Here is a 14,204-nt window from a genome sequence, read left to right as displayed (position 1 = left end):
CCGCCGCGCTCCACACCCTGAGTGAGAGCCCGTCTCGCCTCCGGCGCCCGCTCGCGCTGAGCCCCCCCGCCCCCCCCGCCGGCGCCGCCCGCGCCCCCCCCCTTCTCGCGTTCCCGGGCCGGAAGGTGCGGGGCCTTCTCGCGTTCCCGGGCCGTGCTACGGCCGCCAGCTCCACGGGTGCCCGTCCGCGCCCAGGCCCACCACGGTCGCCCCGCGGGCGTCCAGACGGAGCGCGGTCGCCACCGCCGTCCCGCCGCGGGTGCGGAGCCGGCCGCCGGCCCGGAGCGCCGTCCGGCCCTGCTGGTCCGTGCCGAGCAGGACGGTCCCGAGCTCCGGGGAACGGGCGGCGACCACGCCCCCGTAGCCGTCGAGACCGGCGTCGCCCTCCGGGCCGGTCAGCCGGGCCGTCGCGGGCGCCCGGTGGTAGAGCGCGCCGCCCGCGCTCGCCACCGTGGACCCGGAGAGCGGCAGCCGGGCCCGCTGCGGGACCCCGTCGACCCAGTGCCGCACGGACTCCCGCCCCGCCGCGTACAGGTGCACCCGGCCGGACGCGTCGAGCGAGACCGCGAGACCGTCCTGGACGTCCCCGCCGCCGGGGAGCGGACGCCACGCCGACCAGGACCCGTCCGCCGCCCGCACCCGCGTCGAGACGCCCTTGTCCGCGTTCCGTACGAAGAGGTGGACCCGGCCGTCGGGGGCCGCCAGCGCCACCGGCGTGCCGATCCTGCGGCCCCGGTCGTCCCCGCGCTCCGGGCCGCCCAGGCCCCGCCAGGCCAGGAAGCCGCCGCCGGGGGAGCGCTGCTCCAGGAGCACCACCTCGCGCCGGTCGGCCGCGCCGTGCCCGTCGAGGGCGGCGAACCGCACCCCGAGCAGCAGGATCCGGCCGTCGCCGAGCACCGCCGAGCCGAGGACCGGGGCGAGCGGGCCGCCGCCCAGGTCCACCGGCTCGCCCCAGACGCCCGGCGCGGTCTCCCGCCAGCGGACCGCGCGCAGACCGAGCACCCCGTAGGCGGCGAGGCGGCCGTCCGGCCCGGTGGCGAGTGCCGGGGCCGGGCCGGGCCAGCGGTGGTGCGTGGAGCGGACCCAGCCCTTGCGGTTGGTCAGCGGCCGGTCGCCGCCGACGCCGTAGTCGCCGCAGCCCGAGGGGTTCCCGCACCGCCAGGACGGGTCCCCGCCGTACGGGACGAGGCGGGCCGCCTTCTCCTTCAGGACCTGCGGCGGGAGGTTCTTGGGCCAGTGCCGGTTGTAGTAGCCGCGGAAGGCGGTGGTGGTGAAGGCCGGTATCGGCTCGCCGTCCCGGACCGCGTCGGAGACCCACCGGCACAGCGCGGCCCAGGTGAAGGAGGCGACCGCCGTGTGGTCCCCGTGGTCCGCGTAGCCCGGCTGCTCGGAGTCCCGCCTGCGGGTGGCCTCGTCGCCGAGCTGGATGTCGGGGTCCGGGTCCAGTGTGTGCACGACCGTGGGCCGGTGGCGGCGGAGCAGCCCGGTGAGGACGTCGACCAGACCGTCGTAGTCGTACGCGTCGGAGCGGGTGACGGGGGAGCCGGCCGACAGGTGGGTGCGCAGCTCCAGGGCCCGGTCCTGCCAGAGCGCGGGGACGGCCATGTAGCGGCGGTTCGTGTGCATCGGCAGGTTGAGGAAGACCAGCTCGATCCTGCGGCCGCCGTGCGTGAGGACGTCGGACTCGGCCCGCCGTCCGCCGGGGAGCGGGAGGACCCCGCGCCGCCAGGGCGTGAACGCGGGGAGCCCGAGGGCCACCGCGTACGACTGGCGCAGGCCCTGGTGGCGGGCGGAGGAGTAGGCGGCCCGGTCCGGGGGCGTCTCGGGCATCCCCGCGATCCGGTTGCGGCCGGTGTGCTCGCCGGCCGTCACGTACACGGAGACGAGGGGGACGCCCGCGTCGAGCAGCCGTTGCGTGTCCGGGTTCATGAAGTACAGGTCGTCGTCCGGATGCGCGGAGAACTGCATGAGCAGCGCCCGCCGGGCCCGTGCCGAGGCGATCGGCTTGCCGGGCGCGGGATCGGCGGTCGGCGCGGCGCGGCGGGGCTCCGGGACGGAACACCCGGCGGCGGCCGCGGTGACCGCGAGGGCGGTGGCGAGAACCGTCCGCCGGCGGGGTGGAGTGTGCACGACAAGGCCCTTCGCTCAATCGGTCTCCTGGAAGACGGATGTTCGAGCGAGGGGGTTGTGCGGTGGGCGGGGCCGCCGCGGAGGATCACCGGAAAAAGATCTCCGACGGGGTGCGCGGGGATGTCGAGGGGACGATCCTGGTTCCGACCTGAGGGTGACAGCGCGCCGGCGGGGCGCGCGGCACGGGGAGGACACCCGAGATGAAGTACGTCGCGATGATCTACGGCAACCAGGCCAAGTGGGACTCCTTCCCGGCCGAGGCCTGGCCCGAGGCGATCGCCCGGCAGGAGGCCTTCAACCGGAGGTACCGCGAGAGCGGCGAGCTGCTCGGCGCGTACGGCCTGGCCGACGCGGCCGCCGCCCAGCTCGTCCGGCGCGTGGGCGGGGCGCCCGCGGTCACCGACGGCCCGTACCTGGAGACCAAGGAGTACCTGGCCAGCTTCTACCTGCTCGACTGCGAGAGCCCGGAGCGGGCCCAGGCCATCGCCGCGGACATGCCCTTCGCGGACGTCGAGCCCGTCGAACTGTGGCCGGTCCTCCACGAGTCCGCGGCGGAGGTGTGACCGGCGCGCACCGGATCGAGGACCTGCTGCGCACGTGCGCGCCGCAGGTCCTCGGCGCGCTCGTGCGGCGGTACGGCGACTTCGACCTCTGCGAGGACGCCGTCCAGGAGGCCCTGATCGCCGCCGCCCGGCAGTGGCCGGCGGAAGGGGTCCCGGACCACGCGCGCGGCTGGCTGCTGACCGTCGCCGGCCGCAGGTACGTCGACCTGGTCCGCAGCGAGTCCGCGCGACGCCGACGCGAGGACGCCGTCGCCCTCGCCACCCCGGACGCGGCGCTCCTCGCGCACGCCGCCGACGACGCGCCGGGCACCGACGTGGACGACTCGCTGTCGCTGCTCTTCCTCTGCTGCCACCCGGACCTCTCGCCGCCCAGCCGGATCGCGCTCACCCTGCGCGCCGTCGGCGGCCTCACCACGGCGCAGATCGCCGCCGCCTTCCTCGTGCCCGAGGCGACCATGGCGCAGCGGATCAGCCGGGCCAAGCAGACCATCAAGGCCGCGGGACTGACCCTCGCACCGCCGGAGGGCGCGGACCGCACCGCCCGGCTCGCCGAGGTGCGGCACGTGCTCTACCTCGTCTTCAACGAGGGCTACACGGCCAGCGGCGGCGAGGCGCTCACCGCGCCCGAGCTGTCCACGGAGGCGATCCGGCTCGCCCGGACGCTGCACCGGCTGGTCCCGGACGACACCGAGACGGCGGGTCTGCTGGCCCTGATGCTGCTCACCGACGCCCGGCGGCCCGCCCGCACGGGCCCGGGCGGGGAACTCGTACCGCTCGCGGAGCAGGACCGGGGGAGCTGGGACGGCGAGCTGATCGCCGAGGGCGTGGAGCTGATCAGCCGCACCCTGCCGCGGGGGCGGGTGGGCCCGTACCAGCTGCAGGCGGCGATCGCGGCCGTGCACGACGAGGCCGGGACGGCGCGGGCCACGGACTGGCCGCAGATCCTCGCCCTGTACGAGCTCCTGGAGCGCACCGGGCCGAACCCCATGGTCACGCTCAACCGCGCGGTGGCCGTCGCGATGGTCCACGGCCCCGAGGCGGGTCTCGCGCTGCTCGACGGGCTCGCGGAGGACCGGCTGCTCGCCCGGAACCACCGGCTCCTCGCGACCCGCGCGCATCTCCTGGAACTCCTCGGCGACGCGGCGGGGGCGGCCGACGCCTACCGGGAGGCGGCGCGGCACACCACCAGCGCGCCCGAGCGGCGCCATCTCACGGAGCGGGCGCGGCGGTTGGGATGACGGCCGCGGCGGGGGCTCGCGCGACAGGCGCATGCGCCCCGGCGCATGCCCGTACGTGACGTGGGGTACAGTCTTCGATCCCGATTGGCGGCGGGAAGCCCCCGTATGGCAGACTGTCGGGGTTGCTCGGTTGAGTGCCGATGCTGCGCGCCTCCCGTCGGGAGGACCGGAAGCGAGTCCCACAGTACTCGTCGCTCCTTTTCAGGAGCGGACGTACGGGAATCTTCTGGGAAGCGTCAGCGGGGTGCCGACCAGGCGCCCGGTGGGTGTTGCGCCCCCGGCCTGCGGTCATGGCGACCGTGCCCCCTTGGTTGGGAAATCCCTCTGGGATTTCTGCGTAGAGGGAGCGCGACACGCCCGACCGCGTGGGTCGGAGCAGAACAGCGCTTCCCAGGAAGCACAGCGCACCGGGTTCCAGAGCGTTACGAGACAAAGGACTACTAGTAGCCATGGCGGGACAGAAGATCCGCATCCGGCTCAAGGCCTACGACCACGAGGTCATCGACTCCTCGGCGAAGAAGATCGTCGAGACGGTGACCCGCACTGGTGCGTCGGTCGCGGGCCCGGTGCCGCTGCCCACTGAGAAGAACGTGTACTGCGTCATCAAGTCGCCGCACAAGTACAAGGACTCGCGCGAGCACTTCGAGATGCGCACGCACAAGCGCCTCATCGACATCCTCGACCCCACGCCGAAGACGGTTGACTCGCTCATGCGTCTCGACCTCCCGGCGGGCGTTGACATCGAGATCAAGCTCTGAGGGCGCGCGAGATGGCTAAGAACATCAAGGGCATCCTGGGCGAGAAGCTCGGCATGACGCAGGTCTGGGACGAGAACAACCGGGTCGTCCCGGTGACCGTCGTCAAGGCCGGCCCCAATGTCGTGACCCAGGTGCGTACGAACGACGTCGACGGCTACGAGTCGGTCCAGATCGCCTTCGGCGAGATCGACCCGCGCAAGGTGAACAAGCCCCTCAAGGGCCACTTCGCCAAGGCCGACGTCACCCCGCGCCGCCACCTGGTGGAGCTCCGCACCGCTGACGCCTCCGAGTACACGCTCGGCCAGGAGATCACCGCCGAGGTCTTCGAGGCCGGCGTGAAGGTCGACGTCACCGGTAAGAGCAAGGGCAAGGGCTTCGCCGGTGCGATGAAGCGCCACAACTTCCGTGGTGGCAAGGCCTCGCACGGTGCCCACCGCGTGCACCGCAAGCCCGGTTCGATCGGTGGCTGCGCCACCCCGGGCCGTGTCTTCAAGGGCATGCGCATGGCCGGTCGCATGGGCAACGAGCGTGTGACCACCCAGAATCTGACCGTCCACGCCGTTGACGCCGAGAAGGGTCTGCTGCTCATCAAGGGCGCCGTCCCCGGCCCCAACGGTGGCCTCGTCCTGGTCCGCACTGCGGCCAAGGGGGTTTGAGGAACCGATGAGCACCATTGACATCCTTTCGCCGTCTGGCGACAAGGCCGGGACCGTCGAGCTCCCCGAGGAGATCTTCGGCGCCAAGGTCAGCGTCCCGCTGATCCACCAGGTCGTCGTCGCGCAGCTGGCCGCGGCCCGTCAGGGCACGCACAAGACCAAGACCCGTGGCGAAGTCCGCGGTGGTGGCAAGAAGCCTTACCGCCAGAAGGGCACCGGCCGCGCCCGTCAGGGTTCGACCCGCGCCCCGCAGTTCGCCGGTGGTGGCGTCGTCCACGGCCCGCAGCCGCGCGACTACTCGCAGCGGACCCCGAAGAAGATGAAGGCCGCCGCCCTCCGCGGTGCCCTCTCGGACCGGGCCAACCACTCCCGCATCCACGTCGTCACCGGCGTGGTCGAGGGTGACATCTCCACCAAGGCCGCCAAGACGCTGTTCGGCAAGATCTCGGAGCGCAAGAACCTGCTCCTGGTCGTCGAGCGCTCCGACGAGGCCGCGTGGCTGTCCGCTCGTAACCTGCCCCAGGTGCACATCCTGGAGCCGGGCCAGCTCAACACGTACGACGTGATCGTCTCCGACGACGTGGTCTTCACCCAGGCCGCCCTCGAGTCCTTCGTGTCTGGCCCCCAGACCGCTGAGACCGAAGGGAGCGACGCCTGATGACTGAGGCCGTCGTCACCAGCAAGACCTTCTCGGACCCGCGCGACATTCTCGTCAAGCCGGTTGTCTCGGAGAAGAGCTACGCACTGCTGGACGAGAACAAGTACACGTTCATCGTCGCGCCTGGCTCCAACAAGACCCAGATCAAGCAGGCCGTCGAGGCGGTCTTCTCGGTCAAGGTCACCGGGGTCAACACGATCAACCGCCAGGGCAAGCGCAAGCGCACCAAGGCCGGTTTCGGTAAGCGCAAGGACACCAAGCGCGCCATCGTGACCCTTGCCGAGGGCAACCGTATCGACATCTTCGGCGGTCCGACCGCCTAACGGCGGTCTGGATCGTCCGGAATCGGACGAGGACTGAGAAATGGGAATCCGCAAGTACAAGCCGACTACGCCGGGCCGCCGTGGCTCCTCCGTAGCCGACTTCGTCGAGATCACGCGGTCCACGCCGGAGAAGTCGCTGGTCCGCCCCCTGCACAGCAAGGGCGGCCGTAACAACACCGGTCGGATCACGGTTCGACACCAGGGTGGCGGCCACAAGCGCGCCTACCGCGTGATCGACTTCCGTCGTCACGACAAGGACGGCGTGCCGGCGAAGGTCGCTCACATCGAGTACGACCCCAACCGCACCGCGCGCATCGCGCTGCTCCACTACCTGGACGGCGAGAAGCGCTACATCATCGCCCCCAAGGGTCTGACGCAGGGTGACCGCGTCGAGAACGGCCCCGGCGCTGACATCAAGCCCGGCAACAACCTGGCGCTCCGCAACATCCCGGTCGGTACCACGATCCACGCGATCGAGCTCCGTCCCGGTGGCGGCGCCAAGTTCGCTCGCTCGGCCGGTGCCTCCGTGCAGCTGCTGGCGAAGGAGGGCACGATGGCCCACCTTCGTATGCCGTCCGGTGAGATCCGTCTCGTCGACGCCCGCTGCCGCGCCACCATCGGCGAGGTCGGCAACGCCGAGCAGTCGAACATCAACTGGGGCAAGGCCGGCCGTAAGCGCTGGCTTGGCGTTCGCCCGACCGTCCGCGGTGTGGCGATGAACCCGGTCGACCACCCGCACGGTGGTGGTGAGGGCAAGACCTCCGGTGGTCGCCACCCGGTCTCCCCGTGGGGTCAGAAGGAGGGTCGTACTCGCTCGCCGAAGAAGGCTTCGAGCAAGTACATCGTCCGCCGCCGCAAGACGAACAAGAAGCGCTAGGAGCGGGTTTAGATGCCGCGCAGTCTCAAGAAGGGACCCTTCGTCGACGGCCACCTCGTCAAGAAGGTGGACGCCCAGAACGAAGCCGGTACCAAGAACGTCATCAAGACCTGGTCCCGTCGCTCGATGATCATCCCGGCCATGCTCGGCCACACGATCGCGGTGCACAACGGCAAGACCCACATTCCGGTGTTTGTCACCGAGTCGATGGTCGGCCACAAGCTCGGCGAGTTCTCGCCGACGCGCACCTTCCGGGGTCACGTGAAGGACGACCGGAAGTCGAAGCGCCGCTAGTAGCGGGGTGGAATGACCATGACAGACACTGGAAGGACAACCATGGAAGCCAGGGCCCAGGCGCGGTACATCCGCGTCACGCCCATGAAGGCCCGCCGCGTGGTGGACCTTATCCGTGGCATGGACGCCACGGAGGCTCAGGCGGTCCTGCGTTTCGCCCCGCAGGCCGCGAGCGTGCCGGTTGGCAAGGTGCTTGACAGCGCCATCGCCAACGCCGCGCACAACTACGACCACACCGACGCCTCTTCGCTGGTCATCAGCGAGGCGTACGTGGATGAGGGCCCGACCCTGAAGCGGTTCCGTCCGCGTGCTCAGGGCCGTGCCTACCGGATCCGTAAGCGGACCAGCCACATCACCGTGGTCGTCAGCAGCAAGGAAGGAACCCGGTAATGGGCCAGAAGGTTAACCCGCATGGGTTCCGGCTCGGCATCACCACGGACTTCAAGTCCCGCTGGTACGCCGACAAGCTGTACAAGGACTACGTCAAGGAAGACGTCGCCATCCGTCGGATGATGACGTCCGGCATGGAGCGCGCCGGCATCTCGAAGGTTGAGATCGAGCGCACCCGTGACCGCGTGCGGGTGGACATCCACACCGCGCGTCCCGGCATCGTCATCGGCCGCCGTGGCGCCGAGGCCGACCGCATCCGCGGCGACCTCGAGAAGCTCACGGGCAAGCAGGTCCAGCTGAACATCCTCGAGGTCAAGAACCCCGAGATGGACGCTCAGCTGGTCGCCCAGGCCGTTGCCGAGCAGCTCTCCTCCCGCGTCTCCTTCCGTCGCGCCATGCGTAAGAGCATGCAGGGCACGATGAAGGCCGGCGCCAAGGGCATCAAGATCCAGTGCGGCGGCCGTCTCGGCGGCGCCGAGATGTCCCGCTCGGAGTTCTACCGCGAGGGCCGTGTGCCCCTGCACACGCTCCGCGCGAACGTCGACTACGGCTTCTTCGAGGCCAAGACCACCTTCGGCCGCATCGGCGTGAAGGTCTGGATCTACAAGGGCGACGTCAAGAACATCGCCGAGGTCCGCGCCGAGAACGCCGCTGCCCGTGCGGGTAACCGCCCGGCCCGTGGCGCCGGCGCTGGCGACCGCCCGGCCGGCCGTGGTGGCCGTGGTGGCGAGCGTGGCGGCCGCGGCCGCAAGCCGCAGCAGCAGTCCGCGCCGGCTGCCGAGGCCCCCAAGGCCGACGCTCCCGCCGCCGCTGCCGCTCCGGCTGAGAGCACCGGAACGGAGGCCTGACCGAAATGCTGATCCCCCGTAGGGTCAAGCACCGCAAGCAGCACCACCCGAAGCGCTCCGGCGCCAGCAAGGGTGGTACGCAGGTTGCGTTCGGCGAGTACGGCATTCAGGCCCTCACGCCGGCGTACGTGACCAACCGCCAGATCGAGGCGGCTCGTATCGCGATGACCCGCCACATCAAGCGTGGCGGCAAGGTCTGGATCAACATCTACCCGGACCGCCCGCTGACGAAGAAGCCCGCCGAGACCCGCATGGGTTCCGGTAAGGGTTCTCCGGAGTGGTGGATCGCGAACGTCAAGCCGGGTCGGGTGATGTTCGAACTGTCCTACCCGAACGAGAAGATCGCGCGCGAGGCCCTGACCCGTGCGGCCCACAAGCTGCCGATGAAGTGCAAGATCGTGAAGCGCGAAGCAGGTGAGCTGTGATGTCGGCCGGTACCAAGGCGTCCGAGCTGCGCGAGCTGGGCAACGAGGAGCTTCTCAACAAGCTCCGCGAGGCCAAGGAAGAGCTGTTCAACCTCCGCTTCCAGGCGGCGACGGGCCAGCTCGAGAACCACGGTCGGCTCAAGTCCGTCCGTAAGGACATCGCCCGGATCTACACCCTGATGCGCGAGCGCGAGCTGGGCATCGAGACGGTGGAGAACGTCTGATGAGCGAGAGCAACGTGACTGAGAAGACCGAGCGCAACGCTCGCAAGGTCCGCGAGGGCCTGGTCGTCAGCGACAAGATGGACAAGACCGTCGTCGTCGCTGTCGAGGACCGCGTCAAGCACGCGCTGTACGGCAAGGTCATCCGCCGTACGAACAAGCTCAAGGCTCACGACGAGCAGAACGCTGCCGGCATCGGTGACCGCGTCCTCCTGATGGAGACCCGGAAGCTGTCGTCGACGAAGCACTGGCGCGTCGTCGAGATCCTCGAGAAGGCCAAGTAATTACTCGAGGGGTTTCCCTCGGGTCAGTTCCGCCAGGCTCGGTGGGGTTGCGCTGCTCCGCGTAGCGCGACCCCGCCGGGAACCGGCAGACAAATCAGGAGATAGACGTGATCCAGCAGGAGTCGCGACTGCGTGTCGCCGACAACACTGGTGCCAAGGAGATCCTTTGCATCCGTGTTCTCGGTGGCTCGGGTCGCCGCTACGCGGGCATCGGTGACGTCATCGTCGCCACCGTCAAGGACGCGATCCCCGGTGGCAACGTGAAGAAGGGTGACGTCGTCAAGGCGGTCATCGTTCGCACCGTCAAGGAGCGCCGCCGCCAGGACGGCTCGTACATCCGCTTCGACGAGAACGCCGCTGTCATTCTCAAGAACGACGGCGACCCTCGTGGCACCCGTATCTTCGGCCCGGTCGGCCGTGAGCTGCGCGAGAAGAAGTTCATGAAGATCATCTCGCTCGCGCCGGAGGTGCTGTAAGCATGAAGATCAAGAAGGGCGACCTGGTCCAGGTCATCACCGGTAAGGACAAGGGCAAGCAGGGCAAGGTCATCACGGCCTTCCCCAGCGAGAACCGCGTCCTCGTCGAGGGTGTCAACCGGGTCAAGAAGCACACCAAGGCCGGCCCGTCGCAGGCCGGTGGCATCGTCACGACCGAGGCTCCGGTCCACGTCTCCAACGTCCAGCTGGTCGTGGAGAAGGACGGCAAGAAGGTCGTCACGCGTGTCGGTTACCGCTTCGACGACGAGGGCAACAAGATCCGCGTTGCCAAGCGGACGGGTGAGGACATCTGATGGCTACCACCACTCCGCGTCTCAAGACGAAGTACCGCGAGGAGATCGCGGGCAAGCTGCGTGAGGAGTTCTCGTACGAGAACGTCATGCAGGTTCCCGGCCTCGTGAAGATCGTGGTCAACATGGGTGTCGGCGACGCCGCCCGTGACTCGAAGCTCATGGACGGTGCCGTCCGTGACCTCACCACGATCACCGGTCAGAAGCCGGCCGTCACCAAGGCTCGCAAGTCCATCGCGCAGTTCAAGCTGCGTGAGGGCCAGCCGATCGGTGCGCACGTCACCCTCCGTGGCGACCGCATGTGGGAGTTCCTGGACCGCACCCTGTCGCTCGCGCTTCCGCGCATCCGCGACTTCCGTGGTCTGTCCCCCAAGCAGTTCGACGGGCGTGGCAACTACACCTTCGGTCTCACGGAGCAGGTCATGTTCCACGAGATCGACCAGGACAAGATCGACCGTGTCCGGGGTATGGACATCACCGTGGTGACCACGGCGACCAACGACGACGAGGGCCGTGCCCTTCTGCGTCACCTCGGCTTCCCGTTCAAGGAGGCGTAAGCGAGATGGCGAAGAAGGCTCTCATCGCGAAGGCTGCCCGCAAGCCCAAGTTCGGCGTGCGCGGCTACACGCGCTGCCAGCGCTGTGGTCGTCCCCACTCCGTGTACCGCAAGTTCGGCCTGTGCCGCGTGTGCCTCCGTGAGATGGCTCACCGTGGCGAGCTGCCGGGCGTGACCAAGAGCTCCTGGTAATCCCTTAGTTGGGATGACCGGAGTCTCTCGGTAAGCACTGGGTTGGCGGATGCCCAGGCCTCCATGGCTTAGGCTAGGAGGGTTGGGCGTCCGCCGCCCGTACGACTTACTACGCCGTAGGTCCCCGCGCCGCACCCGTCCCGCCCCTGTGTGGGGAGAGGGATGGCGCATACAGGAAACCCCGGCGAGAGAGGCCGAAGGCCAATTCATGACCATGACTGATCCGATCGCGGACATGCTGACTCGTCTGCGTAACGCGAACTCGGCATACCACGACTCCGTGACGATGCCGCACAGCAAGATCAAGTCTCACATCGCGGAAATCCTCCAGCAGGAGGGCTTCATCACGGGCTGGAAGGTCGAGGACGCCGAGGTCGGCAAGAACCTCGTCCTCGAGCTCAAGTTCGGTCCGAACCGTGAGCGCTCCATCGCGGGCATCAAGCGGATCTCGAAGCCCGGTCTCCGGGTTTACGCGAAGTCCACCAACCTGCCGAAGGTCCTCGGCGGCCTGGGCGTGGCGATCATCTCCACGTCCCACGGTCTCCTGACCGGCCAGCAGGCAGGCAAGAAGGGCGTAGGTGGGGAAGTCCTCGCCTACGTCTGGTAGTCGGGAACGGAGGAATAGCTAATGTCGCGTATTGGCAAGCTGCCTATCCAGGTTCCCGCCGGCGTGGACGTCACCATCGATGGCCGCACGGTCACGGTCAAGGGTTCCAAGGGCACCCTGAGCCACACCGTCGCCGCGCCGATCGAGATCGTTAAGGGCGAGGATGGCGTGCTCAACGTCAACCGTCCGAACGACGAGCGTCAGAACAAGGCCCTCCACGGCCTGTCCCGCACGCTGGTGGCCAACATGATCACCGGTGTGACCCAGGGTTACGTGAAGGCGCTCGAGATCAGCGGTGTCGGTTACCGCGTGGCCGCGAAGGGCTCCGCTCTGGAGTTCCAGCTCGGCTACAGCCACCCGATCCTGATCGAGGCGCCCGAGGGCATCTCGTTCAAGGTCGAGTCGCCGACCAAGTTCTCGGTCGAGGGCATCGACAAGCAGAAGGTCGGCGAGGTCGCGGCGAACATCCGCAAGCTGCGGAAGCCCGACCCGTACAAGGCCAAGGGCGTCAAGTACGCCGGCGAGGTCATCCGCCGCAAGGTCGGAAAGGCTGGTAAGTAAGCCATGGCATACGGTGTGAAGATCGCCAAGGGCGACGCTTACAAGCGTGCGGCCAAGGCTCGCCGCCACATCCGCATCCGCAAGAACGTGTCGGGTACGGCGGAGCGTCCGCGCCTCGTCGTGACGCGTTCCAACCGCGGCATCACCGCTCAGGTCATCGACGACCTCAAGGGTCACACCCTTGCGTCCGCGTCGAACCTGGACGCGTCGATCCGCGGTGGCGAGGGTGACAAGTCCGCGCAGGCCAAGCAGGTCGGTGCTCTTGTCGCTGAGCGCGCCAAGGCCGCCGGTGTCGAGGCTGTCGTGTTCGACCGTGGTGGCAACAGGTACGCCGGGCGCATTGCCGCTCTGGCTGACGCCGCCCGCGAAGCCGGGCTGAAGTTCTAAGCCCCGGTTCCGGGACTAACGGACGTAACAGAGAGAGGTAATCCAATGGCTGGACCCCAGCGCCGCGGAAGCGGTGCCGGTGGCGGCGAGCGGCGGGACCGGAAGGGCCGCGACGGTGGCGCTGCCGCCGAGAAGACCGCGTACGTTGAGCGCGTTGTCGCGATCAACCGCGTCGCCAAGGTTGTCAAGGGTGGTCGTCGCTTCAGCTTCACCGCGCTCGTCGTGGTGGGTGACGGTGACGGCACCGTAGGTGTCGGTTACGGCAAGGCCAAGGAAGTTCCCGCGGCCATCGCCAAGGGCGTCGAGGAAGCCAAGAAGAACTTCTTCAAGGTTCCCCGCATCCAGGGCACCATCCCTCACCCGATCCAGGGCGAGAAGGCCGCGGGCGTCGTCCTGCTCAAGCCGGCTTCCCCCGGTACCGGTGTTATCGCCGGTGGCCCGGTGCGCGCCGTTCTGGAGTGCGCCGGCGTTCACGACATCCTGTCGAAGTCGCTCGGCTCCGACAACGCGATCAACATCGTGCACGCGACCGTGGAGGCCCTGAAGGGCCTGCAGCGTCCCGAGGAGATCGCGGCTCGCCGTGGTCTGCCCCTCGAGGACGTCGCCCCTGCGGCTCTGCTCCGTGCGCGTGCTGGGGCGGGTGCGTAATGGCTCGCCTCAAGGTCACGCAGACGAAGTCGTACATCGGCAGCAAGCAGAACCACCGCGACACCCTGCGTTCGCTCGGCCTCAAGAAGGTCAACGACGTGGTTGTCAAGGAGGACCGCCCCGAGTTCCGCGGAATGGTGCACACCGTCCGCCACCTCGTGACGGTCGAGGAGGTTGACTGACATGGCGGAGACCAACCCGCTGAAGGCCCACAACCTCCGTCCCGCCCCCGGTGCCAAGACCGCGAAGACCCGTGTGGGCCGTGGTGAGGCGTCGAAGGGTAAGACGGCCGGTCGTGGTACCAAGGGCACCAAGGCCCGTTACCAGGTTCCGCAGCGCTTCGAGGGTGGGCAGATGCCCCTCCACATGCGTCTGCCGAAGCTCAAGGGCTTCAAGAACCCGTTCCGCACCGAGTACCAGGTCGTGAACCTGGACAAGCTCACCGCGCTCTACCCGCAGGGTGGCGAGGTCACGGTGGCCGACCTGGTCGCCAAGGGTGCGGTTCGCAAGAACCAGCTCGTCAAGGTGCTCGGCACCGGCGAGATCACCGTGGCGCTGCAGGTGACGGTCGACGCCGTCTCCGGCTCCGCCAAGGAGAAGATCGCCGCTGCCGGCGGCACCGTCACCGAGCTCGTCTAAGACGACTCGATGGCTTGAACATCCGATCGGGGATGCCTCTCAAAAGGGGCATCCCCGATTGGTCGTTCCTAGGGGGGCATGCTCGCCGGTAAGGTGGCGTGCACTGTCTAGACTCCGTGCGGTATGCCCGCACGGGATTGATGACCGATACCTATTCGTCGA

24 protein-coding genes are annotated in these 14,204 nt (G+C 68.8%); 23 read left to right on the top strand and 1 reads right to left on the bottom strand.

Annotated features, from left to right (window positions below):
* Positions 1 to 156: 156 nt before the first annotated feature.
* Positions 157 to 2,130, bottom strand: a complete 1,974-nt coding sequence (locus tag ACFV2S_RS28495) for a PIG-L family deacetylase (RefSeq protein ID WP_385564876.1) — start codon at positions 2,128 to 2,130, stop codon at positions 157 to 159.
* A 200-nt stretch (positions 2,131 to 2,330) separates the two neighbouring features.
* Here ACFV2S_RS28495 and ACFV2S_RS28490 point away from each other — a divergent pair, with 200 nt between their 5' ends.
* The 23 genes from ACFV2S_RS28490 to rplO all read left to right on the top strand — a co-directional run bounded on the left by ACFV2S_RS28490 (position 2,331) and on the right by rplO (position 14,042).
* A complete protein-coding gene (locus ACFV2S_RS28490; RefSeq protein ID WP_385564873.1) occupies positions 2,331 to 2,693 on the top strand; it encodes a YciI family protein in 363 nt (120 codons plus the stop codon).
* Positions 2,690 to 3,931 (top strand): RNA polymerase sigma factor, encoded by a 1,242-nt coding sequence (locus ACFV2S_RS28485; RefSeq protein ID WP_385564870.1) that lies wholly within the window; start codon positions 2,690 to 2,692, stop codon positions 3,929 to 3,931. Before ACFV2S_RS28490 ends, ACFV2S_RS28485 begins: the two co-directional genes overlap by 4 nt.
* Positions 3,932 to 4,380: 449 nt before the next feature.
* Positions 4,381 to 4,689, top strand: a complete 309-nt coding sequence (gene rpsJ, locus ACFV2S_RS28480; protein ID WP_003948644.1) for a 30S ribosomal protein S10 — start codon at positions 4,381 to 4,383, stop codon at positions 4,687 to 4,689.
* Positions 4,690 to 4,700: 11 nt separating this feature from the next.
* On the top strand, positions 4,701 to 5,345 hold the full coding sequence (gene rplC, locus ACFV2S_RS28475; RefSeq protein ID WP_030687820.1) for a 50S ribosomal protein L3: 645 nt from the start codon (positions 4,701 to 4,703) through the stop codon (positions 5,343 to 5,345).
* A 7-nt stretch (positions 5,346 to 5,352) separates the two neighbouring features.
* Positions 5,353 to 6,003 carry a 50S ribosomal protein L4 gene (gene rplD, locus ACFV2S_RS28470; protein ID WP_190101709.1) on the top strand — a complete coding sequence of 217 codons (651 nt, stop codon included), beginning with the start codon at positions 5,353 to 5,355 and terminating at the stop codon, positions 6,001 to 6,003.
* Positions 6,003 to 6,326, top strand: a complete 324-nt coding sequence (rplW, locus tag ACFV2S_RS28465) for a 50S ribosomal protein L23 (protein ID WP_024755407.1) — start codon at positions 6,003 to 6,005, stop codon at positions 6,324 to 6,326. The genes rplD and rplW overlap by 1 nt, the downstream gene beginning before the upstream one ends.
* A gap of 40 nt (positions 6,327 to 6,366) precedes the next feature.
* Positions 6,367 to 7,203: a 50S ribosomal protein L2 gene (gene rplB, locus ACFV2S_RS28460; protein ID WP_017239576.1), complete on the top strand. Its 837-nt coding sequence runs from the start codon at positions 6,367 to 6,369 to the stop codon at positions 7,201 to 7,203.
* A gap of 12 nt (positions 7,204 to 7,215) precedes the next feature.
* Positions 7,216 to 7,497 carry a 30S ribosomal protein S19 gene (gene rpsS / locus ACFV2S_RS28455; RefSeq protein WP_015035577.1) on the top strand — a complete coding sequence of 94 codons (282 nt, stop codon included), beginning with the start codon at positions 7,216 to 7,218 and terminating at the stop codon, positions 7,495 to 7,497.
* A gap of 42 nt (positions 7,498 to 7,539) precedes the next feature.
* On the top strand, positions 7,540 to 7,887 hold the full coding sequence (gene rplV / locus ACFV2S_RS28450) for a 50S ribosomal protein L22 (RefSeq protein WP_004571827.1): 348 nt from the start codon (positions 7,540 to 7,542) through the stop codon (positions 7,885 to 7,887).
* A complete protein-coding gene (gene rpsC / locus ACFV2S_RS28445) occupies positions 7,887 to 8,735 on the top strand; it encodes a 30S ribosomal protein S3 (protein WP_017239578.1) in 849 nt (282 codons plus the stop codon). The genes rplV and rpsC overlap by 1 nt, the downstream gene beginning before the upstream one ends.
* 5 nt (positions 8,736 to 8,740) lie before the next feature.
* Positions 8,741 to 9,160: a 50S ribosomal protein L16 gene (rplP, locus tag ACFV2S_RS28440; RefSeq protein ID WP_017239579.1), complete on the top strand. Its 420-nt coding sequence runs from the start codon at positions 8,741 to 8,743 to the stop codon at positions 9,158 to 9,160.
* Positions 9,160 to 9,384, top strand: a complete 225-nt coding sequence (gene rpmC / locus ACFV2S_RS28435) for a 50S ribosomal protein L29 (RefSeq protein WP_056552388.1) — start codon at positions 9,160 to 9,162, stop codon at positions 9,382 to 9,384. The genes rplP and rpmC overlap by 1 nt, the downstream gene beginning before the upstream one ends.
* Positions 9,384 to 9,665, top strand: coding sequence for a 30S ribosomal protein S17 (rpsQ, locus tag ACFV2S_RS28430; protein ID WP_024755411.1), 282 nt, complete (start codon positions 9,384 to 9,386; stop codon positions 9,663 to 9,665). The genes rpmC and rpsQ overlap by 1 nt, the downstream gene beginning before the upstream one ends.
* Before the next feature lie 107 nt (positions 9,666 to 9,772).
* Positions 9,773 to 10,141 carry a 50S ribosomal protein L14 gene (rplN, locus tag ACFV2S_RS28425; RefSeq protein ID WP_003956455.1) on the top strand — a complete coding sequence of 123 codons (369 nt, stop codon included), beginning with the start codon at positions 9,773 to 9,775 and terminating at the stop codon, positions 10,139 to 10,141.
* Positions 10,142 to 10,143: 2 nt separating this feature from the next.
* Positions 10,144 to 10,455, top strand: a complete 312-nt coding sequence (gene rplX, locus ACFV2S_RS28420) for a 50S ribosomal protein L24 (RefSeq protein WP_017239581.1) — start codon at positions 10,144 to 10,146, stop codon at positions 10,453 to 10,455.
* The gene (gene rplE / locus ACFV2S_RS28415) at positions 10,452 to 11,009 is read left to right on the top strand and encodes a 50S ribosomal protein L5 (RefSeq protein WP_106975815.1); all 558 of its coding nucleotides are present in this window, start codon (positions 10,452 to 10,454) and stop codon (positions 11,007 to 11,009) included. The genes rplX and rplE overlap by 4 nt, the downstream gene beginning before the upstream one ends.
* Positions 11,010 to 11,014: 5 nt before the next feature.
* Complete coding sequence (locus tag ACFV2S_RS28410; RefSeq protein WP_003948630.1) at positions 11,015 to 11,200, top strand: type Z 30S ribosomal protein S14; 186 nt, start codon at positions 11,015 to 11,017, stop codon at positions 11,198 to 11,200.
* A 208-nt stretch (positions 11,201 to 11,408) separates the two neighbouring features.
* Entirely contained in the window at positions 11,409 to 11,807 is a 399-nt protein-coding gene (gene rpsH, locus ACFV2S_RS28405; RefSeq protein WP_015035585.1) for a 30S ribosomal protein S8, read from the top strand.
* 21 nt (positions 11,808 to 11,828) lie between these two features.
* A complete protein-coding gene (rplF, locus tag ACFV2S_RS28400) occupies positions 11,829 to 12,368 on the top strand; it encodes a 50S ribosomal protein L6 (protein ID WP_073810162.1) in 540 nt (179 codons plus the stop codon).
* A 3-nt stretch (positions 12,369 to 12,371) separates the two neighbouring features.
* Positions 12,372 to 12,755 (top strand): 50S ribosomal protein L18, encoded by a 384-nt coding sequence (gene rplR / locus ACFV2S_RS28395; protein WP_015035587.1) that lies wholly within the window; start codon positions 12,372 to 12,374, stop codon positions 12,753 to 12,755.
* Between the two features lie 45 nt (positions 12,756 to 12,800).
* A complete protein-coding gene (gene rpsE, locus ACFV2S_RS28390; RefSeq protein ID WP_015035588.1) occupies positions 12,801 to 13,403 on the top strand; it encodes a 30S ribosomal protein S5 in 603 nt (200 codons plus the stop codon).
* A complete protein-coding gene (rpmD, locus tag ACFV2S_RS28385) occupies positions 13,403 to 13,585 on the top strand; it encodes a 50S ribosomal protein L30 (protein WP_015035589.1) in 183 nt (60 codons plus the stop codon). Before rpsE ends, rpmD begins: the two co-directional genes overlap by 1 nt.
* A 1-nt stretch (position 13,586) precedes the next feature.
* Entirely contained in the window at positions 13,587 to 14,042 is a 456-nt protein-coding gene (rplO, locus tag ACFV2S_RS28380) for a 50S ribosomal protein L15 (protein ID WP_030318646.1), read from the top strand.
* Positions 14,043 to 14,204: the final 162 nt, after the last annotated feature.

This window comes from Streptomyces sp. NPDC059695, from assembly GCF_042733785.1.
Lineage (GTDB): Bacteria > Actinomycetota > Actinomycetes > Streptomycetales > Streptomycetaceae > Streptomyces.
Note: the sequence above shows the minus strand (reverse complement) of the source record. Positions and strands in the feature narration are given on the sequence as shown.

Coding starts and splice junctions, on each gene's coding strand:
- ACFV2S_RS28490 (WP_385564873.1), top strand. CDS start 2,331: ATGAAGTACGTCGCGATGATCTACGGCAACCAGGCCAAGTGGGACTCC.
- rpsJ (WP_003948644.1), top strand. CDS start 4,381: ATGGCGGGACAGAAGATCCGCATCCGGCTCAAGGCCTACGACCACGAG.
- rplC (WP_030687820.1), top strand. CDS start 4,701: ATGGCTAAGAACATCAAGGGCATCCTGGGCGAGAAGCTCGGCATGACG.
- rplD (WP_190101709.1), top strand. CDS start 5,353: ATGAGCACCATTGACATCCTTTCGCCGTCTGGCGACAAGGCCGGGACC.
- rplW (WP_024755407.1), top strand. CDS start 6,003: ATGACTGAGGCCGTCGTCACCAGCAAGACCTTCTCGGACCCGCGCGAC.
- rplB (WP_017239576.1), top strand. CDS start 6,367: ATGGGAATCCGCAAGTACAAGCCGACTACGCCGGGCCGCCGTGGCTCC.
- rpsS (WP_015035577.1), top strand. CDS start 7,216: ATGCCGCGCAGTCTCAAGAAGGGACCCTTCGTCGACGGCCACCTCGTC.
- rplV (WP_004571827.1), top strand. CDS start 7,540: ATGGAAGCCAGGGCCCAGGCGCGGTACATCCGCGTCACGCCCATGAAG.
- rpsC (WP_017239578.1), top strand. CDS start 7,887: ATGGGCCAGAAGGTTAACCCGCATGGGTTCCGGCTCGGCATCACCACG.
- rplP (WP_017239579.1), top strand. CDS start 8,741: ATGCTGATCCCCCGTAGGGTCAAGCACCGCAAGCAGCACCACCCGAAG.
- rpmC (WP_056552388.1), top strand. CDS start 9,160: ATGTCGGCCGGTACCAAGGCGTCCGAGCTGCGCGAGCTGGGCAACGAG.
- rpsQ (WP_024755411.1), top strand. CDS start 9,384: ATGAGCGAGAGCAACGTGACTGAGAAGACCGAGCGCAACGCTCGCAAG.
- rplX (WP_017239581.1), top strand. CDS start 10,144: ATGAAGATCAAGAAGGGCGACCTGGTCCAGGTCATCACCGGTAAGGAC.
- ACFV2S_RS28410 (WP_003948630.1), top strand. CDS start 11,015: ATGGCGAAGAAGGCTCTCATCGCGAAGGCTGCCCGCAAGCCCAAGTTC.
- rpsH (WP_015035585.1), top strand. CDS start 11,409: ATGACCATGACTGATCCGATCGCGGACATGCTGACTCGTCTGCGTAAC.
- rplF (WP_073810162.1), top strand. CDS start 11,829: ATGTCGCGTATTGGCAAGCTGCCTATCCAGGTTCCCGCCGGCGTGGAC.
- rplR (WP_015035587.1), top strand. CDS start 12,372: ATGGCATACGGTGTGAAGATCGCCAAGGGCGACGCTTACAAGCGTGCG.
- rpsE (WP_015035588.1), top strand. CDS start 12,801: ATGGCTGGACCCCAGCGCCGCGGAAGCGGTGCCGGTGGCGGCGAGCGG.
- rpmD (WP_015035589.1), top strand. CDS start 13,403: ATGGCTCGCCTCAAGGTCACGCAGACGAAGTCGTACATCGGCAGCAAG.
- rplO (WP_030318646.1), top strand. CDS start 13,587: ATGGCGGAGACCAACCCGCTGAAGGCCCACAACCTCCGTCCCGCCCCC.